Source organism: Actinokineospora xionganensis (assembly GCF_014323725.1).
GTDB lineage: Bacteria > Actinomycetota > Actinomycetes > Mycobacteriales > Pseudonocardiaceae > Actinokineospora > Actinokineospora xionganensis.
Genome location: NZ_JABVED010000009.1, coordinates 36,942 through 52,960 on the forward strand (window position 1 = coordinate 36,942; position 16,019 = coordinate 52,960).

Here is a 16,019-nt window from a genome sequence, read left to right on the forward strand (position 1 = left end):
CGGACGTGAATCGGGGGGACGCCCTGGACGCAACAGCGAAGCAGCGGAATTACGCCATTTGTCGCAACGCTACGGAAACCTCGGAATCACGCTCGGCAGCAAAGTCGGCAACCCAGGCCTGGTCCGCACGCTCGGGGTGGTGGTCGTGACCTGCGGTGGCTTGGTCGGACCGCCCGCGGTGACCGGGACGACCGTGGTGGTCGGGAGTATCCGGGCAGGTCGGGTGGTCGCCGCCGCGGAAGTCGTGGACGTCGGCGACGGCTCGACCGTCAGGGCGCGCAGCCGCTCCAGCTCAGCGCGCAGCCGCCGCTCCTCGACGGGGTCGCGGACCTCGCCGATGAGCACGGCCGCCCGGTCGAGCAGCGTTCGCGCGGACTGCACGTCACGACGTTCGATGGACCCCCGCACCTCCCCGAGGACCTGCTCGGCGGCGGCGATGGCGACCCGGTCGGTCCCGGCGGGGACCGCGGGCGAGGAGGGCCCGTCCGGCTGGTTGCCGGTGAGGCTGACCACCCCGACGCCTGCCGCGATGACAGCCGCCGCGGCGGCGACCCAGCGGACGGCCCGACCGGCGGCGCGCGGCTTCGCGGGCGCGCTCGTGCGGCGCTGGGCGTTCCTGGGCCGCGCGGCGCGCGTGATCTCGTGCACGACCGGGGGCGCGAGGAACGCGGTGGTCTCACCCGACGTGGCCGGTTCGCCGGACGGCAACGGGTCGAGCGTGCCGACATGCGGCTGATAGGACACGTCCGGAACCTCGGTGGCAGGCGGCGCCGAGTCGACAGTGGCGACGACAGCCGGTGATCCGGGCCTCTCCGGGAGGGCCGCGCGCCACTCGGCGAGCAGGGCGATGGGGCCCGCGGCGTCCTCGATGGCGTCGCCGCGGCCGATGCGGTCGAGCAGGTCGTCGTCCACGGCGAGGCGGGCGAGGTCGACGGCGGACTGGTCGTCGGTCATGCCACCACCTCGTCGGCCGGGTCCCGCGTCCACTCCCGCAGGCGCGCGAGCGCCCTGGACTGTGCCATGCGCACAGCGGCGGGCGTCATTCCCAACACCGCCCCGACCTCCTCCGCGGACAACCCGGCGGCGATTCGAAGCGTGATGATCTCACGCTGGGCGTCCGAGAGATGATGAAGCATCCCGGCGACCCGCTGAAACAGGTCCGCCGACAACGCGTGCCGCTCCGGGCCCGGCGCCTCGTCGGCGGGTTCGGGCACGCGGTCGAACGGGAACACCGAGCGTGCCTTCATCGCCGCGCGGTGCGCGTCGGCGACTTTGCGGGCGGCGATGGCGTACACGTAGGCGGTGAACGGCAGCCCGCGGTCCTGGTAGCGGCGCAACGACTGGAAGACCGCGAGACACACCTCTTGCGCCACGTCGTCAGGTGAGGCGTACCCCCGGCCCGAGGCCCCCAGCCGAGCCCAGCAGTACCGCAGGATCCCCGGCCGGATGGCGGCGAGCAGCGCGGCCTCGGCCCGCGAATCGCCGAGCACCGCCGACCGCACGACCTCGCGGTCGACTATGCGGTCGACACCGCGGTCGACACCGCCATCGACACGGCCGTCCGACTCAGCCATCACCACGCCCCTCCGCCTGCCGCCCGGGATCGCCGGACTCACGCACACGGGACAACGACAGACGGGCGAACAGGTCACTGCGGCACGGTGAGTAAACCGCGCCGCGGTGGGTAACTCACTGGGTATGACCAACCGTCTCGACGACCGGACCCACCGCGTCAGGGACCGGGTGGACCACCGGATTCAGCACACCACCCAGTTGGCGCGGATCGCCCGCCACAACCCGATACCGCTGGCCATCGCCGCGCTCGTCACCGCGCTGGTCGCTCGCTTGGTGCGCCGCAGGATCGCCCACTGACGACAGTCACCGCCCGAGGCAGTGTGACTCTCCCGGACAGCTGCGCAGCAGCTTGACCTCCGGCGCGCCGGTGATCGGCCCCGGAGCGTCGGCGGTGGCGGGGGGCCACTGGATGGAGATGGCGATCGACGACGAGTTGTTGTCGTAGTTCTTCTCGATCAGCCCGCGGTCCTCGTTCACCGTGTGGACCAGGTCGTAGGTGCCGGACGGCACGTGCGTGATGTCCAGCCACTGGTAGCCGATGCGGAACTCGTACTCGTCGCCCGCGCCGACGGAGATCCCCTGTGTCACGTCCAGCGCGGACGGCTGGTGCATGCCGCAGTAGTTCTCGCGCAGGTACTTGGCGAGTTCGCCCGTCGGGCTGGCGGTGTCGCGCGGGGTGTGGGGCAGGTCGTCGGCGTCCTTGGTGACATAGCGGTCGCCGAGGCAGAAGCCGTTCTTCCGATCGCTCACCACGGCCGCGCCCAGGTGGTCGCGCAGCTGGAACCGGTCGAAGCCGTTGAGGTGCCAGTGGTGGTGTGACTCGGCGGGCTCGTAGTACGCCGTCGCCGGGGTCGACGCCTGTGCTTCGCCGTAACTGTTCGGGAGCGGTCCGCCCGCGCCGAGTTGGAAGGCCTGGCGCACCGACATCAGCGGCTGGTCGACGCTGTCGCGGTGGCTGAACAGCAGCATCGGGCCGTCACCCACGTTGTCCACCGAGGTGGTGAACCGAAGTCGAACCGCCTTGGCCTTGCCGAAGTAGCCGATGCACCGACCCTTGGGCGCGTCCGCGTCCTCGACCAGGCAGACATCCCAGTCGGTGCAGGTCGCCGGGTCGCCCGCGAAACCACCTGGACAGCCGACCGGGCCCTGACGCAGATCCGGGACCATCGCCTCGGCCATGGCGCCCGCCTGAGCCGATGGCGCCAGAACCGCCGCCGCCACCACCGCGGCGGCCAGTGCCGCATACGTCCTGATCATGTGTTCCACGTCCGTCCGGAGATCTTGATCATCAACCGTCGACCCTAGCGACGGCCGCGCCGGGCGGTCTACAGAGGACAAGCCAGGTTCACTCGATAGATTGGGAAAGAAGAACCGGAAGTGCGCAGGCCATCACGCGTCGACCAGGATGCCCGCCACCCGGTTGGCCAGCCCCACGCTGGAGTTCCAACTGGTGACCTCCGGGTAGACATGCGCGGTGGTGGCCAGCAGCAGCGGGGTGTCGGCGACCTCGATCGGCGGCTGGTGGGTGAGAAATCCGAGTGGGTACACCGGCTCCACGAACGGCGCCTTGAACACCTGGACGTCCTCGATGTCCTCGGCGGTCAGACCGAGCCCGGCGTAGAGGTCGACCAGCTGCCCGGTCCACCTCGCCGCGATCGCGTCGTCGTCCTCGCGGTAGAGCGCTGACTCCCGGTCGGTGTAGCGCATGGCGTACACCAGGTGCCTGCCACCGTAGGCCTCGACGCCCGCCAGTTCGGACATCTCGATCACACCGTCGAAATCGGTGCCGGAGCGCAGCACCGGCGTCCAGTAGTGCCCGGCCAGCGGCCTGCGAAGGAAGAACAGCGCGTTCACCACACCCTGGTAGGGCAGTTGCAGCCCGGGCAACCGCGCGGCCAGGTCGGCGTCGGCGAGACCGCGCAACAGCGGCAGGGACACCGTGGACACGAGATGGTCCGCTTCGAGGACCTCGTTGTCCGCCAACGTGATCCGTGCCCGATCGGCATGCGTGGACACCTGCCGCACCGGGACCGAGGTGCGCACCGTCCCGCCTTGCGACTCGATCGACGCCCGGAGCCCGTCGATGAGCGACTTGTAACCGCCTTCGGGATATCCGCGGGTGGCGACGTTGCGCTCGCGGCCCAGGCGCTGCCACAGGTAGAGCGCGGGCACGTCGCCGAAGGACGGCCCGAACTTCGAGCCGAACATCGGCGCGAGCAGGTCCTCCCACACCTTGTCGCCGTACAGTCCGCGCAGCCAGTCCTCCGTCCGGGTGGTGTCGAGGTCACGACCCTTGCCCAACCGCCGCAGCAGCAGGGACATCGCGCCGAACCTGATCCGGTCGAGCGGACCCAGCGGGCGGAACCGCAGCAGGTCCAGCGCCGAGTTGAACGGGTGGTGCGCGCCGTCGACGATCATGCCCATCCGGGTCGGACGCCAGCGGATCGCGTCCCGCAGCCCGAGTTCGCCGAGCAGCCCCAACAGGTTGTCGTCGGTGGGCATGACGCAGTGGTAGAAGCGTTCCACCCAGCGGTCGCGCCAGGGGAAGAAGGTGCCAAGGCCGCCGAGTTGGTCGCCGCCTTCGAGCAGTGTCACCCGGATTCCGGCCTGGGCCAGGCGATGGGAGGTCGCCAGGCCGCAGATCCCGCCGCCGATCACCACCGCGTGCCGCGTTGTCGCGGTCATGTGCTCAAAGCTCCCGGTACGGCGCGGGCGCGAGCCGGTCGCGGATGAGCAGGCCCAGGTACTGCACGATCGTACGGCGCAGCCTGAGCTTGCTCGGGCCGCGCTTGCGGTCGTAGCGCAGTTTCAGCGGCACCTCGGTGATGACCGGGTGGCAGTGCCGCAGCTTCAGCAGGAGTTCGACCATGCAGGCGAACCCCTGCTCCTCGATGAGGCGCTCGCCCCAGTGCAGGCTGGCGCGTTCGAGCAGGGTGACCCGATAGGCGCGGAACCCACTGGTGAAGTCGTGGACTCCGTCGACCTTGAGCATGCGCCGGAACAGTCCCGCGGCGCCGCGGGAGAGCAGCCTGCGGAACGCGGGCGCGGTGTCGTCATCGCCGCCGTCGGTGAACCGGGAGCAGACGACGACGTCCGCGCCGCCGGCGATCTCCGCGCGCAGCAGCGGGATCAGTCCCGGGTCATGGGTGTCGTCGGCATCCATGACCACCACGATGTCGTCCTGCCCCGCCGAGTCCAGGGCGGCGCGCAGACCTGACCGCACGGCCTGGCCGAGGCCCAGGTTGACCGGATGGCGCACCAGCCGCACGTCGAGCCCGTCGACGCCCGCGGCGGCGACCTCGGCCGTGGCGTCCGACGAGCCGTCGTCGACCACCCACACCGTCAGCATCTCGGTGCGTCCGACTTCGGCGAGCCTCGCCAGCAGCGGTGGCAGCGACGCCGCCTCGTTGTAGGCGGGCAGCACCACGTGCGAATGGCAGGTCGTCGGCGTCGCCGGGCGAGTCGGAGCTGTCGGCGAAGTCGCGGTCACTGTCGCGTCGGCACTCGGGGCGGTGCCCGGCATGGTCCGCGACGTGCTGTCCCGTAGTACCACTGGCCCCCATTACGTTGGTTTCTCGGCTGGGGACAGAATTATTTGCCTGCGTGGTGAATGGGCCTCCGACCACCCCGGGCTTTGTCGTGCAGAATGCGGGCGAACGCGGCCGGGATCGGCTAAAAACTCCTTGTCACACCAGACTTGAGTCACCCAAAGGAGGGATCGGAAAGATCTCGAACAGGTGAGTCACGGCGCTAGTGAAGCAATTCAGCCGGCGTCGGGTAGTCAATTATCTCGTTCAGGTGAACTCTAATGGTTGAAGGTGGTCGAATGTGACTGGGATGCCTCAGCGAAGGTCGTGGAAACCAGGCTCAGATTTCACCCGAAAAGGTGGTTCCGGGTGAACCCGACAAGTTCCACGGTCACCTCGCTTCCCGCACCGAGGAGGCGACTGGCCCCGCCACGACCGCGACCGGCCGAGAGCACGTGGGTGGCCGACGCGCTCAGCCGGGTGAACGGCGTCGCGGTCCTGCTGGTCGTCGTGGACGTGGTCGCGCTGGTGGCCGCCTCGGTGACCGTCACCCTCGACCTGGCCTGGACGTTCGCCCTGGCGGGCGCGCTGCTCACGTTCCGGGGAAGCAGCAGGCTCTACCGCAGGCGGTTGCGGCTCTCGTGGCTGCACGAGCTGCCGCGGTCGGCCATGGCCACCGCCACCGTCTTCGCCACGCTCACCTGCGCCGCCCTGATCCTGGGGGTGTCCACGCCCGCCACGGCGACGGCCCAGTGGGCGGTACTGGTCTTCGTCGCCTACAGCGAGCCCGCCCGGGCCGGGGTGTTCGCGCTCGGCCGCTGGTGCCGCCGCAGGTTCGACCGCTGCGACAGGTCGCTGGTCGTCGGCGCGGGCAAGGTGGGCGCGGACCTGGTCAGGGCCATGCTCGACCACCCGGAGTTCGGCCTGCGCCCGGTCGGGTGCCTCGACACCGGGCCCGTCCCCGCGGCGCTGCCGGTGGAACTGCTGGACGAAGACCTGGCCGAGGCGATCACCCGGTTGCGGGTGGGGACGGTGGTCCTGGCGTTCTCGCACCGCGACTCGCCCCTGGTGGAGGCGGCGATCACCGCGCACCGACTTGGCTGCAACACGCTGGTCGTGCCCCGCATGTACGAGCTGCACGCCGACGGCCCCGACATCGAACGGGTGCGCAGCTACCCGCTGATGCGCCTGGGCACCGCCCCCACGAGCCGCCCGAGCTGGTGGGTCAAGCGGGCCTTCGACCTGGTGGTCGCCGGGGTCGCGCTGATCCTGCTCGCGCCGGTCATGGCGCTGTGCGCGCTGGCCGTCCTGGTGGAGAGCGGCAGGCCGGTGCTCTTCCGCCAGGTCCGCGTCGGCATGGACGACGAGACATTCGTCCTCTACAAGATCCGCACGGTCCGAATGCGCGGCGACGACGATTCGCAGATTCGCTGGTCGGTGGAAGGCGATACCCGGGTCGGGCCGGTGGGCCGATTCCTGCGCCGAACCGCGCTCGACGAGTTGCCGCAGCTGTGGAACATCATTCGCGGCGAAATGTCGGTGGTCGGTCCGCGACCCGAAAGACCGGGTTTCGTTCGCGAATTCTCCGCGATTCACGAACTATACTGGGCCCGTCATCGGGTGCCGACCGGTCTGACCGGTCTCGCCCAAGTCCACGGTTTGCGTGGAGACACCTCGATCGGCGACAGGTGCCGCTACGACAACTATTACATCGCGAATTGGTCATTGTGGCTGGACCTCAAGATCTTGCTGATGACGGTGGGTGAGCTGGTATGTCGACGGAATCGTTGAAGACCCCGGGCATGGCTTCGCGCGGACGACTCAGCCGCGCGCTTGCGGGCGTTGTGCTGATGTCCGCGACAGCCTGCGTCTCCAGTTCGGCCGGGGAATTCGACGCGCCGCCGCCGAAACCGCTCGCGCCCTGCGCGTGGTGGTACGGAATCGGTGATTCACCGTCCGCCGCGGAGATCGAGTCCGCGGCGAAGCGTTATCACGTCGTGGTGCTCAACTCGTGGGAAACCGCGGCCATGCGCAAGCTCCGCGAGCTCAATCCCAAGATCAAGGTCCTGGTCTACAAAGACCTCTCCAGCACCCGCAATTACCCGGGCGCCGTCATCGGCGACAAGGACGCCGACCAACTGCCGACCGGTCTCGGCTACCACAAGACCCAACGCGAGCATCCCGAGTGGTTCGCCGTGGACACCGCCGCCAGGCGCATCGAGTGGCAGGGCTACCCGAGGCACTGGCAGATGACGACCTGGGTCAAGCAGTACCAGGAGGCGTGGGCGTACGCGGTCACCAACGAGGTCACCCGCGAAGGCTGGGACGGGGTGTTGGCGGACAACGACTTCAACTCGCTGAGCCACTACTCGCCCGCGGTGCTGGCGGGCACGACGGACGCCGCCGCCACCGACCGGCTGCTGCGCGACGGCCTCGACGCGTTCCTCAGCGTCGCCGGGGATTCCCTGGAGAAGGCCGGAAAGTTGTTTGTTCCCAACGTGTCGGAGACCTTCCTGACGCCGGGGCGCTGGACGGCGCACTCCCGCTTCGCCGGCGCGATGGAGGAGAATTTCGGGTTCCGCGACGACAACGGCGCGGGCGGCCTGCTGACCTTCCAGGGCAACGAGTGGAAGGAACTGCGCGGCCAGGCCGCGCTCGGCGAGTCCTGGCTGCTGCTGGTGACCCGCGCGAGAAGCGCGCGCGAGGAACGCGTCGGATACGCCAGCGCCGCGCTGCTGGCCGGTCCGTACACGTGCTGGAACCTGGCCACGACGGCCGATTACAGCAGGCCGGAGTTGTCGCGGCTGCACAGATCCGGCCTAGGCGAGGCGGTCGAGGCGGCCACCCGGCACCCGAACGGAATGTGGACGCGGGAATTCACCGGTGGCTGGGTGGCGGTGAATCCGACCGGGGCGACGGCGGAGGTGGCGGTGCCCGCGGGGCTGGTCACGATCGACGGAGCCGCGGTGACCTCGCCGCTGCAGGTCACGGCCGCGGACGGGGCCGTGCTGGTCAAACCGAAGACGAATTCACCCACCCCAGTGCCATAACTCCCCGAATGGGTGGGGTTTCGCTGCCGAATAGCCGAAACCCGGCACTGATCGAAGTCGATCAACCACTTCTATATACCTCGAAAGGGTAATGGAAATACAGCCCGTACGCTCCCGACATCATCGAGCACGACATTCTCAGGGAGCATCGTGCGCGGCTATCTCGAACTCGCGGCGTCCACGACGATGTACGGGCTGGGGATCGTGGCCCAGACCATCGCGGCCCGGCGAGCTGAGCAGCGGCCCGGGTCCGGCCTCGGACTGCTGGCGCGGCTGGCCACCGACCGGATCTACCTCCTCGGATTCGCAGGCCAGGTCGGCGGGTTCGCCCTCGCTTTCCTTGCCCGGGAATCACTTCCGCTCTACCTGGTCCAGGCGGGCTCGTCGTCGGCCGTCGGGCTCGCCACCGTGTTCGGTGTGCTGATGCTGCGCTGGCGCGTCCGCGGGATCGAGATCGCCATGCTGCTGGTGATGGCCTTCGGCCTCGCCCTGCTGGCCGCGGCGTCGACACCTTCGGTGGCGAACGACATCCCGACCGGCACCGGGCTGGCCATGCTCGGGCTGCCACTGCTCGCGGGCGCGGTCGCCGTGCACCTGGGTCTGGTCACGACCGCCGTGCCTCTGGCCATCTTCGCCGGGCTGGCGTTCTCGGTCGTAGCCATCACCAGCCGCACGATCGCCGACGAATCCCTCACCGCGCTCGTGCTGCACCCGCTGGCGTGGCTGATGCTCGTGGCCGCGCTGGTCGGCCAGGCGTGCTTCGCCATGGCGCTGCAGCGGGGCTCCACCACCTCGACCGCCGCGTCGATGGACGGCACGACGGTGATGATCGCGTCCGCCGTCGGCGTGCTCGCCCTGGGCGACCAGATCGCGCCGGGCCGGTCCTGGTGGGTCGCGCTGGGTCTTACCCTCGTCGTGTTCGGCGTGCTCGTGCTCGGCGCGGCCTCGCGGTCCGCCCCGGCCGTCGTCACCGCGGGAGCCCGGGAGCTCGGGTGAGCGCGCGACCCGTGGCCAGCGTCTCGCTGGATCTGGACAACCTGTGGGCGTACTTGAAGACCCACGGCGACCCGAACTGGGAGCGCAGGCCGACTTTCCTGCCCGCCGCCGTGCCGCGACTGTTGGAGGTCTTCGGTGAGCACCGGCTGACCAGCACCGTGTTCGTGGTCGGCGCGGACGCGGAACGTGACGACGGGGCCGCGGCGATCGGCGCGATCACCGCGGCGGGCCACGAGGTGGCGAACCACTCCTTCGGGCACGAGCCGTGGCTGCACAGGTATTCCCGGGCCGAACTCGAGGTCGAGGTGGCCAAGGCCGAGGAGGCCATCGTCGGCGCGGGCGCGCCGCGGCCGACGGGTTTCCGCGGTCCGGGGTTCAGCGTCACCCGGGACCTGTTGGAGGTGCTCGCCGAACGCGGCTACCGCTACGACGCGACCACGCTGCCCACCTGGATCGGGCCGCTCGCCCGGGCGTACCACAACCGCACCGCGCCCACCGCGGGCGAGCCGGGCCGCGACGACCTTTTCGGCGGGTTCTCCATGGTCCGCGCGCCGAACACGCCCTACCGCTGGCGAGTCGGGAGCGGTGCGCTGACCGAGCTGCCGGTGACCACCATGCCGTTGCTCAGGACGCCCATCCACGGGTCGTACCTGCTGCAGTTGCACCAGGCTTCGCCCCGGTTGGCCCGCGGCTACTTCCGTACGGCGCTGTTCTTGTGTCGGCTGCGTGGTGTCTCACCGTCACTGCTGCTGCACCCGACAGACGTCCTCGGCGCCGCGGACGCGCCCGGGATGGAGTTCTTCCCAGGCATGTCGGTGCCCAGTGGGCAGAAGGTCGCCCTGCTCGGCTGGGTACTCGCCGAACTGCGCGGGCACTTCGACGTCGTGGGCACCGGCGAGCACGCCACCCGGGTCGGCGCCGAGCTGCGCGACCGGGACGTGAGCCGGGTGCGCCGATGCGGGTGACCACCGCCGTCAGGCCGCGGTGGACGAGTTCGTCGACCGTCTGGCACACCCCGGTGCTAGGGATCCTCGCGTGCGCGACGGTGGCCCTGGCGCCGATGGAGGGCTACCTGTTCGCGGTGCACGGCCAGCTCGCCAAGGTGGCGCCCGCGCTCCTCGCCGTGGCCTGGGTGGTGATCCGGGTGCGCGAACGCCGAGTCCCGCGCGCGCATCCGGTCCACGCGGTGCTGGCTCTGTTCGCCGTGGTCCTGCTGGCGTCGGCGGCCGTGCACACGGGCGGGCAGTTCACCATGGACTACACCGTGCGCTGGCTGCCGTTCCTGCTGCTCACCGTGATCATCGCGGACCTCGCGGCGAGGGAGCTGCCGATCCGGCTGCTGCTCGGCGCCGCCGCTGCCGGCGCGACCGCGGCGGCGGGCACGGCGCTGTACGCGATGTTCGCGCAGGGGCTGCCTCGGGCCAGTGGGCCGGTCGAGGATCCCAACGACCTTTCCTACTTCCTGGTCGTGGCCGTGCCGATGCTCATCGCGGCACTCCCCTCGGGCAGGCACACGCCGCCGACGTACCTTTCCGGCCAGACGTTCCTTTCCGGCCAGTCGACGGCGATCGGCCTGCGCGTGGTGGCGGCACTGGCCGGGGCGACCCTGGTGGCGGGGGCGATGGCGACGTTGTCGCGCGGCGGGTTTCTCGCGCTCAGCGCGGCGGTGGGCTGGCTTCTGCTTCGGCGGGTCCTGCCGCTGCGGGTGTTCGCGGGCGCGTTGGCCGTGATCGCCCTGATCGGCGCGTCGGCCATGTCCCTGGCAGGTCCGGCCCTGGCGAAGGCCTTCGGTGAGAAGAGCTTCATCGCCGGGTCCAATGTGGACGCGAGGGAGCTGCGGTGGCAGGCCGCCGCGCGCATGCTCGCCGAGAACCCCGTGCTGGGCGTCGGTCCGGGCGGCTTCCGCAGCGAGTACGCGGCGGCATCGCACAACGCCGAGATCGGCGAGCAGACACCCGTGGCGCACAACATGTACCTGGAAGTCGCCGCCGAACTCGGGCTGCCCGGGTTCGTGCTGTTCCTCGCCCTCCTCGTGCTGGCCACCGTCGCGACCGAACGCGTCCTGCGCGCGAGCCGACACCGGCGGCCGATGGTTGCCGTGCAGGCGGCCCTGATCGCCGTGGTGGTCGCCTCCACTTTCTTGTCCCAGCAGTACTACCTGCCGCTGTGGCTGCTGATCGGCCTCGCCGTCGCGGCCGAGTCGCGTCTTCACGAACGGAGAGGAAGTGCCGATGCGGGTGCTCCATGTGATCAGTGAGATGGGTGCGGGCGGCGCCGAGGCGCTTGTCTCGGGCATGGTCGGCGAAGGCGCCGGGTTCGGCTGGGAGTCGGCCGTCGCCTCCGGCGGCGGATACCGCGCGGACCGCTTGCGGGAACAGGGCTGCACGACCTTCCCGGTGCCGATCGCGCGCCGCAGCGCCATCGGCGTGCTGCGCGCCACGGGCGCGGCCGCCAAGGCCATTCGGGAGTTCGACCCGCAGGTGGTGATCGCCCACAACGTCTCCGCGAGCGTGGTGACCAGGCTGGCGATGCTGCGCGCCCGGCGGCGACCGGTGTTGACGGTCTTCCACGGGGTCGCCGACGCCGACTTCCCCGGGGCGGTCCGGCTGCTGCGGCGCACCTCCGACGCCGTGGTGGCGGTCTCCTCGGCCACCGCCGACCGGCTCCGCGTCACGGGACTGACCACACCGGACCCGGTCGTGGTCGCCAACGCGGTGTTCCCCGAGCGGCCCACCCTCGATCGCGCGGTGGTGCGCCGGTCGCTTGGGGTGGTGACCGACGCACTGCCGGTCGCCCTGTGCCTGGCCCGACTGGAGCCGCAGAAGCGCCACGACGTGCTGCTCGACGCCTGGGCCCGGCTCGGCGGCGACGCCGTGCTGTGGTTGGCGGGCGACGGCAGCAGGCGCGCCGCCCTCGAGCAGCAGGCGGCCGAACTCGGGCTCGCGGGCCGGGTCCGGTTCCTCGGCAGCCGGTCGGATGTGCCGAACCTGCTCGCCGGGGCCGACGTGACGGTGCTGACCAGCGACTGGGAGGGCATGCCCATCGCGGTGCTGGAGTCGCTGGCCGCGGGCCGACCGGTCGTCGCGTCCGATGTGGATGGTGTCCGGGAAGCGCTGGCGCACGGTGGCGGGATCACCGTGCCGCCCCGGCAGCCGGACGCGACCGCCGCCGCCCTGCGCACGCTGCTTTTCAACCCGGTGGCCCGGGCCGCCGCGGGTGCCTGCGGACCGGCGGCCGGACACGATCCGCACACGCTCATGAAGTCCTACGACGAACTCATCCGGACACTCGCGGGAGAGCGGCTGTGAAGGCGATCCTGTCCAGAACTCCCCTGTCGGTGTTGGCGGGACTGGCGGCGGGCCTGCTCATGACCGCCATCGTCCTGATCGCCGCCGAGGCGCGCGGCGAGGTGTTCGAGGGGCGGGTCGGGCTGCTCGCCCAACCGGTCCCGGACGCGCGGACCCCGTACGGCGAGGTCGTCTCGCTGGGTCTGCCCGCCATGGTCGAACTCGCCCGCAGCCCGTCGGTGCTGGAGGCCGCCACGCACGGTCTCGGGATCTCGCCCGCGGACCTGGCCAAGAGTGTGTCGGTCGAACTCGTCCCGGCCTCGGCGCTGGTGCGGCTGGCCGTGCGCGCGCCCACCGAGGCCCAGGCGCAGGCCGCCGTGTCCGCCATAGCCAAGGCGATGGTCGGCGCCGATCTGCTCGCGCCCGCGGGAAAGCTGCGGCTCGTCGACGAGCGGGCCGAACTCACCAGGGTCGCCCCCGACCGTCCGCTGGCCTTCGGTCTGGCGTTGGCGGCGGGCGCCGTGGCGGCCTTCGGCACCGGGACAGCCATCACGTTGCGCCGAGCCCGCTCGGTCAAGGCGGCGCTGGACGCCGCCGGGGTGCGCCACCGGGTGACGGTCGCGCGTGAGGACGACACGGACCTGGCCGACCGGCTCGCCGTGCTGTGCGCGGCGGCGGCCCGCCCCGCCCGAGTGGTGGCCGCCGCGCCGGACCTGGCCGACCGCGCGGACGCGCTGGCGGAACGACTGCCTGACAAGACCGGTGAGCCCGGTGATGGGAGTGCGGTGATCGTGATGGTGCACAAGGAGAATCCCGAGGAGGTGGCGACCGTGGTCGGCCTGCTCCCGTCGTCCTCGGTGCTGGTGGCGGTGGTGCTGGCATGAACAGCCGCACCCTGCGCGTGGTCACCGGGCTGGTCGCCGTCGTGGGCGCGCTGAGTGCCTGGCGTGCGCTGCAGCCATCGCTGCGCGTCCCGATTCCCAGCCTGGCCAACAAAGCCGAAGAGCGGATGCAGGACTTCAGGGACGCCCTGTACTTCCCGATCCGGGAGTTCATGGACGGCGGCAACCCGTACAACCCGGCGGTCATGTTCGCGAACTGGCCGGTGCGCCAGGACTTCAACCTGTACCAGCCCTACCACCTGGTGCTGCACCTGCCGTTCGCGCTGCCGTCCTACCGGGTCGGCGCGGTGGCGTTCACGGTGGTCTCGTTGCTGCTGCTGACACTGCTGGCGTGGATGGCGGCGGCGCACGTCCGGGTCCAGGTGCCGATTCCCCTGGTGCTCGGCACTGTCGTGCTGGCCACGCTGCTGGTGACCAGCCAGCTCGGCAAGGCGCAGTTGTACGTCGGACAGGTCAATCCCCTGATCGCGGTCGGCGCGGCGGGGGCGCTGATGGTCCGGTCGAGCCACCCGCGCTGGGCGGCGCTGGCACTCGCGGCGGCCTGGCTCAAACCGCAGTTCGGCCTTCCGCTGGCGATCCTGCTGTTCGCGCGTGGCTCGCAGCGGGTCGCGCTGACCGGCACGGCGATCGCGGCGGTCGCGAGCCTTCCGTGGGTGGCGCTGCTGATCGCGCGTGGCGGCGGTGTCGGCCCGTTCCTGGACGTGATCGCGGCGAACCTGGCCCACGCCAACAGCACCTCGTACGGGGCCGTGGACTCGGTGACGGCGCAACGGGTCGACCTTCCCGCGGTCTTGTTCCGGGTCACCGGTTGGGTCGCGCCGGGAGCGGAGGCGTTGGCACTGGTGGGGATCCTCGCGCTCAGTGTCGTCCTGCTGCGGCGGCTCGACCGGCTCGGGAACCCGAACGCCACGGCGATCGCGGATCTCCTGACCTGCCTGGCGGTCGTGGTCGCCGTGGTGCACCAGCCCGGCGACCTCCTGATCGCCGTGCCGGCGACGGCGCTGGTGGCGGCCCTGTGGTGGCGGCACCGGCGGGAACGCGACTGGCGGCTGGTCGGGTTCGCGGTCGCGGCGCTGGCCGTGCCTTTCGCGCATCTGCACTTCGTGGACAACGCGGTGGTCTCGCTTCTCGGCGCACGGGCGGGCGTCACGCTCGACGGTGTGGCCATCGTGACGGCCTGGGTGCTACTGGTGGTCTTCGCCGTCCGCCTTGTGCGCGAACCCGTTTTGCAGGGCGCCCGGTGACGGACCTGCTCGGCGTCCGCGCGGCCCGCGGGTCGCTGTGGCTGCTGGGCGTCAACGTCGTCTCCAAGGGCAGCCAGATGGCGGTCACCCTGGTCCTGGCCGCCTTCCTCACCGAAGGCGACCTGGGCACGGTGTCGCTGGTGGTGTCGCTGGTGAACATCGGCCAGGTCATCCAGTCCATGGGTGTCTACGACGTGATCAGCCGCACCGACCGCGACCCGCGGCTGCTGGCGGGGACGGTGCTGACGCTGAGCGTGGGCGCGGGCGCCGTGCTCGCCGCCGCGCTCGTACTCGCCGCCGACGTGGTCGCCGAGTTGTTCGGCACGCCGGGGGCGGCGCCGCTGATCCGGCTGGCGGCGGTGACCCTGCCGTTCTCGGCGGCGGGCGGGGTCCTGATGGGACTCATGCACCGCGACCTGGACTTCCGCCGCCGGATGCTGCCGGACGCGGGCAGCGCGGTGCTGGGCGCGGCGGTCACGGTGGTGCTCGCGGCGAACGGCGACGGTCCGCGGGCGTTGGTGATCGGGTTGCTGTGCACCGCGATCGCGCAGCCGGTCCTGGGCACGCTGGCCGGGGTCCGGTGTCGGCCGAGCTGGGATTCGGGCGCGGCCCGGGAGGCGCTGCGCTGGATCGCCGTGGTGGGTCCGGCGGCCATCGTCGCGGTGCTTTTGGTGACGGTGGACTACCTGGCGATCGGTCACGTGCTGGGCGCGGAGGCACTGGGCGTGTACTCGCTGGCCTACCGGATCGCCTGGGTGCCGTACATCCTCGTCGCGGTGGTTCTCGGCGGAGTCGCGTTCCCCCTGTGCGCGGCACTGATCCGGTCCGGGCGCCGGGCGGAGCTGCCCGCGGTGGCCAGCCGGTTCACCCGCGCCACCCTGGCGGTCACCGGCGGGCTGTTCGTGGTGGCCGCCGTGCTGTCCGACCGAGTCGTCCTGCTTGGTGCCCGCTGGGCGCCCGCCGCCGGTGTGCTGGCCCTGCTGTGTGGGTACGGGCTGGCCATCAGCCTGCTTCAGACGTGGCACCAGGTGATCAAGGCGGCCGGGCATGCCCGGCTGTACCTCGGGCTGCAGACAGCCCATCTCGTCGTCCTGGTGGCCGCGCTGGTGCCGGGAACCAGGTTCGGTGTCGCGGCGGTGGCCGCCATTCAGCTCGGCGCGGCTTGGCTGCTGGTCTGCGGCACGTGGTGGGCGATGGTCCGGCGCGGCCTCGCCTTCCGCCTGGGGGACCTCGCCCGAATGGCTCTGGGCGTGGGACTCGCGGGCGCGGTCTGCGCGGGCGCGGCGATCGCGCTCGACGCAGGCTGGACGCGCTCGGTTGCGGGCACGCTCGTCGAGGGACTGCTGCTGCTCCTGGTCTACGGCGGGGCTCTCCTGCTCGTCGACCGGGAAGTGGTCCGAGAGCTGCGCGGATTCCGGGCGGTGGGCCGGTGAGGGTG

Annotated in this window: 15 protein-coding genes; 10 read left to right on the forward strand and 5 right to left on the reverse strand. The window is 71.1% G+C overall.

Annotated elements, in window-relative coordinates; all coding sequences use genetic code 11:
* Nucleotides 1-69: 69 nt before the first annotated feature.
* Nucleotides 70-954 carry a hypothetical protein gene (locus GPZ80_RS16840; RefSeq protein WP_187221331.1) on the reverse strand — a complete coding sequence of 295 codons (885 nt, stop codon included), beginning with the start codon at nt 952-954 and terminating at the stop codon, nt 70-72.
* On the reverse strand, nt 951-1,574 hold the full coding sequence (gene shbA / locus GPZ80_RS16845) for an RNA polymerase sigma factor ShbA (protein WP_187221332.1): 624 nt from the start codon (nt 1,572-1,574) through the stop codon (nt 951-953). Before shbA ends, GPZ80_RS16840 begins: the two co-directional genes overlap by 4 nt.
* 124 nt (nt 1,575-1,698) lie before the next feature.
* On the opposite strand from shbA, the gene GPZ80_RS16850 reads away from it, so the two are divergent.
* Nucleotides 1,699-1,872 carry a hypothetical protein gene (locus tag GPZ80_RS16850; protein ID WP_187221333.1) on the forward strand — a complete coding sequence of 58 codons (174 nt, stop codon included), beginning with the start codon at nt 1,699-1,701 and terminating at the stop codon, nt 1,870-1,872.
* 6 nt (nt 1,873-1,878) lie between these two features.
* On the opposite strand, the gene GPZ80_RS16855 is transcribed toward GPZ80_RS16850, so the two are convergent.
* The 3 genes from GPZ80_RS16855 to GPZ80_RS16865 all read right to left on the reverse strand — a co-directional run bounded on the left by GPZ80_RS16855 (nt 1,879) and on the right by GPZ80_RS16865 (nt 5,002).
* Nucleotides 1,879-2,832: a lysyl oxidase family protein gene (locus tag GPZ80_RS16855; RefSeq protein WP_187221334.1), complete on the reverse strand. Its 954-nt coding sequence runs from the start codon at nt 2,830-2,832 to the stop codon at nt 1,879-1,881.
* A 132-nt stretch (nt 2,833-2,964) separates the two neighbouring features.
* Entirely contained in the window at nt 2,965-4,260 is a 1,296-nt protein-coding gene (locus GPZ80_RS16860; RefSeq protein ID WP_187221335.1) for an FAD-dependent oxidoreductase, read from the reverse strand.
* Between the two features lie 4 nt (nt 4,261-4,264).
* Nucleotides 4,265-5,002, reverse strand: coding sequence for a glycosyltransferase (locus GPZ80_RS16865; protein ID WP_312880383.1), 738 nt, complete (start codon nt 5,000-5,002; stop codon nt 4,265-4,267).
* A 469-nt stretch (nt 5,003-5,471) separates the two neighbouring features.
* Between GPZ80_RS16865 and GPZ80_RS16870 the strand changes: the two genes are divergently transcribed.
* From GPZ80_RS16870 to GPZ80_RS16910, 9 genes are all read left to right on the forward strand, one after another.
* Complete coding sequence (locus GPZ80_RS16870; protein ID WP_187221337.1) at nt 5,472-6,893, forward strand: sugar transferase; 1,422 nt, start codon at nt 5,472-5,474, stop codon at nt 6,891-6,893.
* 59 nt (nt 6,894-6,952) lie between these two features.
* The gene (locus GPZ80_RS16875) at nt 6,953-8,152 is read left to right on the forward strand and encodes a putative glycoside hydrolase family 15 protein (protein ID WP_246477193.1); all 1,200 of its coding nucleotides are present in this window, start codon (nt 6,953-6,955) and stop codon (nt 8,150-8,152) included.
* A gap of 150 nt (nt 8,153-8,302) precedes the next feature.
* The gene (locus tag GPZ80_RS16880; protein ID WP_312880384.1) at nt 8,303-9,148 is read left to right on the forward strand and encodes a DMT family protein; all 846 of its coding nucleotides are present in this window, start codon (nt 8,303-8,305) and stop codon (nt 9,146-9,148) included.
* Nucleotides 9,145-10,113 carry a polysaccharide deacetylase family protein gene (locus GPZ80_RS16885; RefSeq protein WP_187221338.1) on the forward strand — a complete coding sequence of 323 codons (969 nt, stop codon included), beginning with the start codon at nt 9,145-9,147 and terminating at the stop codon, nt 10,111-10,113. The genes GPZ80_RS16880 and GPZ80_RS16885 overlap by 4 nt, the downstream gene beginning before the upstream one ends.
* A complete protein-coding gene (locus tag GPZ80_RS16890) occupies nt 10,104-11,405 on the forward strand; it encodes an O-antigen ligase family protein (RefSeq protein ID WP_187221339.1) in 1,302 nt (433 codons plus the stop codon). Before GPZ80_RS16885 ends, GPZ80_RS16890 begins: the two co-directional genes overlap by 10 nt.
* Nucleotides 11,380-12,456: a glycosyltransferase gene (locus GPZ80_RS16895; protein ID WP_187221340.1), complete on the forward strand. Its 1,077-nt coding sequence runs from the start codon at nt 11,380-11,382 to the stop codon at nt 12,454-12,456. The genes GPZ80_RS16890 and GPZ80_RS16895 overlap by 26 nt, the downstream gene beginning before the upstream one ends.
* Complete coding sequence (locus GPZ80_RS16900; protein WP_312880386.1) at nt 12,453-13,319, forward strand: YveK family protein; 867 nt, start codon at nt 12,453-12,455, stop codon at nt 13,317-13,319. The genes GPZ80_RS16895 and GPZ80_RS16900 overlap by 4 nt, the downstream gene beginning before the upstream one ends.
* Nucleotides 13,316-14,581 (forward strand): glycosyltransferase family 87 protein, encoded by a 1,266-nt coding sequence (locus tag GPZ80_RS16905; protein WP_187221341.1) that lies wholly within the window; start codon nt 13,316-13,318, stop codon nt 14,579-14,581. The genes GPZ80_RS16900 and GPZ80_RS16905 overlap by 4 nt, the downstream gene beginning before the upstream one ends.
* The gene (locus GPZ80_RS16910) at nt 14,578-16,014 is read left to right on the forward strand and encodes an oligosaccharide flippase family protein (protein WP_187221342.1); all 1,437 of its coding nucleotides are present in this window, start codon (nt 14,578-14,580) and stop codon (nt 16,012-16,014) included. Before GPZ80_RS16905 ends, GPZ80_RS16910 begins: the two co-directional genes overlap by 4 nt.
* Nucleotides 16,015-16,019 lie beyond the last annotated feature (5 nt).

Coding starts and splice junctions, on each gene's coding strand:
- GPZ80_RS16840 (WP_187221331.1), bottom strand. CDS start 954: ATGACCGACGACCAGTCCGCCGTCGACCTCGCCCGCCTCGCCGTGGAC.
- shbA (WP_187221332.1), bottom strand. CDS start 1,574: ATGGCTGAGTCGGACGGCCGTGTCGATGGCGGTGTCGACCGCGGTGTC.
- GPZ80_RS16850 (WP_187221333.1), top strand. CDS start 1,699: ATGACCAACCGTCTCGACGACCGGACCCACCGCGTCAGGGACCGGGTG.
- GPZ80_RS16855 (WP_187221334.1), bottom strand. CDS start 2,832: ATGATCAGGACGTATGCGGCACTGGCCGCCGCGGTGGTGGCGGCGGCG.
- GPZ80_RS16860 (WP_187221335.1), bottom strand. CDS start 4,260: ATGACCGCGACAACGCGGCACGCGGTGGTGATCGGCGGCGGGATCTGC.
- GPZ80_RS16875 (WP_246477193.1), top strand. CDS start 6,953: ATGTCCGCGACAGCCTGCGTCTCCAGTTCGGCCGGGGAATTCGACGCG.
- GPZ80_RS16890 (WP_187221339.1), top strand. CDS start 10,104: ATGCGGGTGACCACCGCCGTCAGGCCGCGGTGGACGAGTTCGTCGACC.
- GPZ80_RS16895 (WP_187221340.1), top strand. CDS start 11,380: ATGCGGGTGCTCCATGTGATCAGTGAGATGGGTGCGGGCGGCGCCGAG.
- GPZ80_RS16905 (WP_187221341.1), top strand. CDS start 13,316: ATGAACAGCCGCACCCTGCGCGTGGTCACCGGGCTGGTCGCCGTCGTG.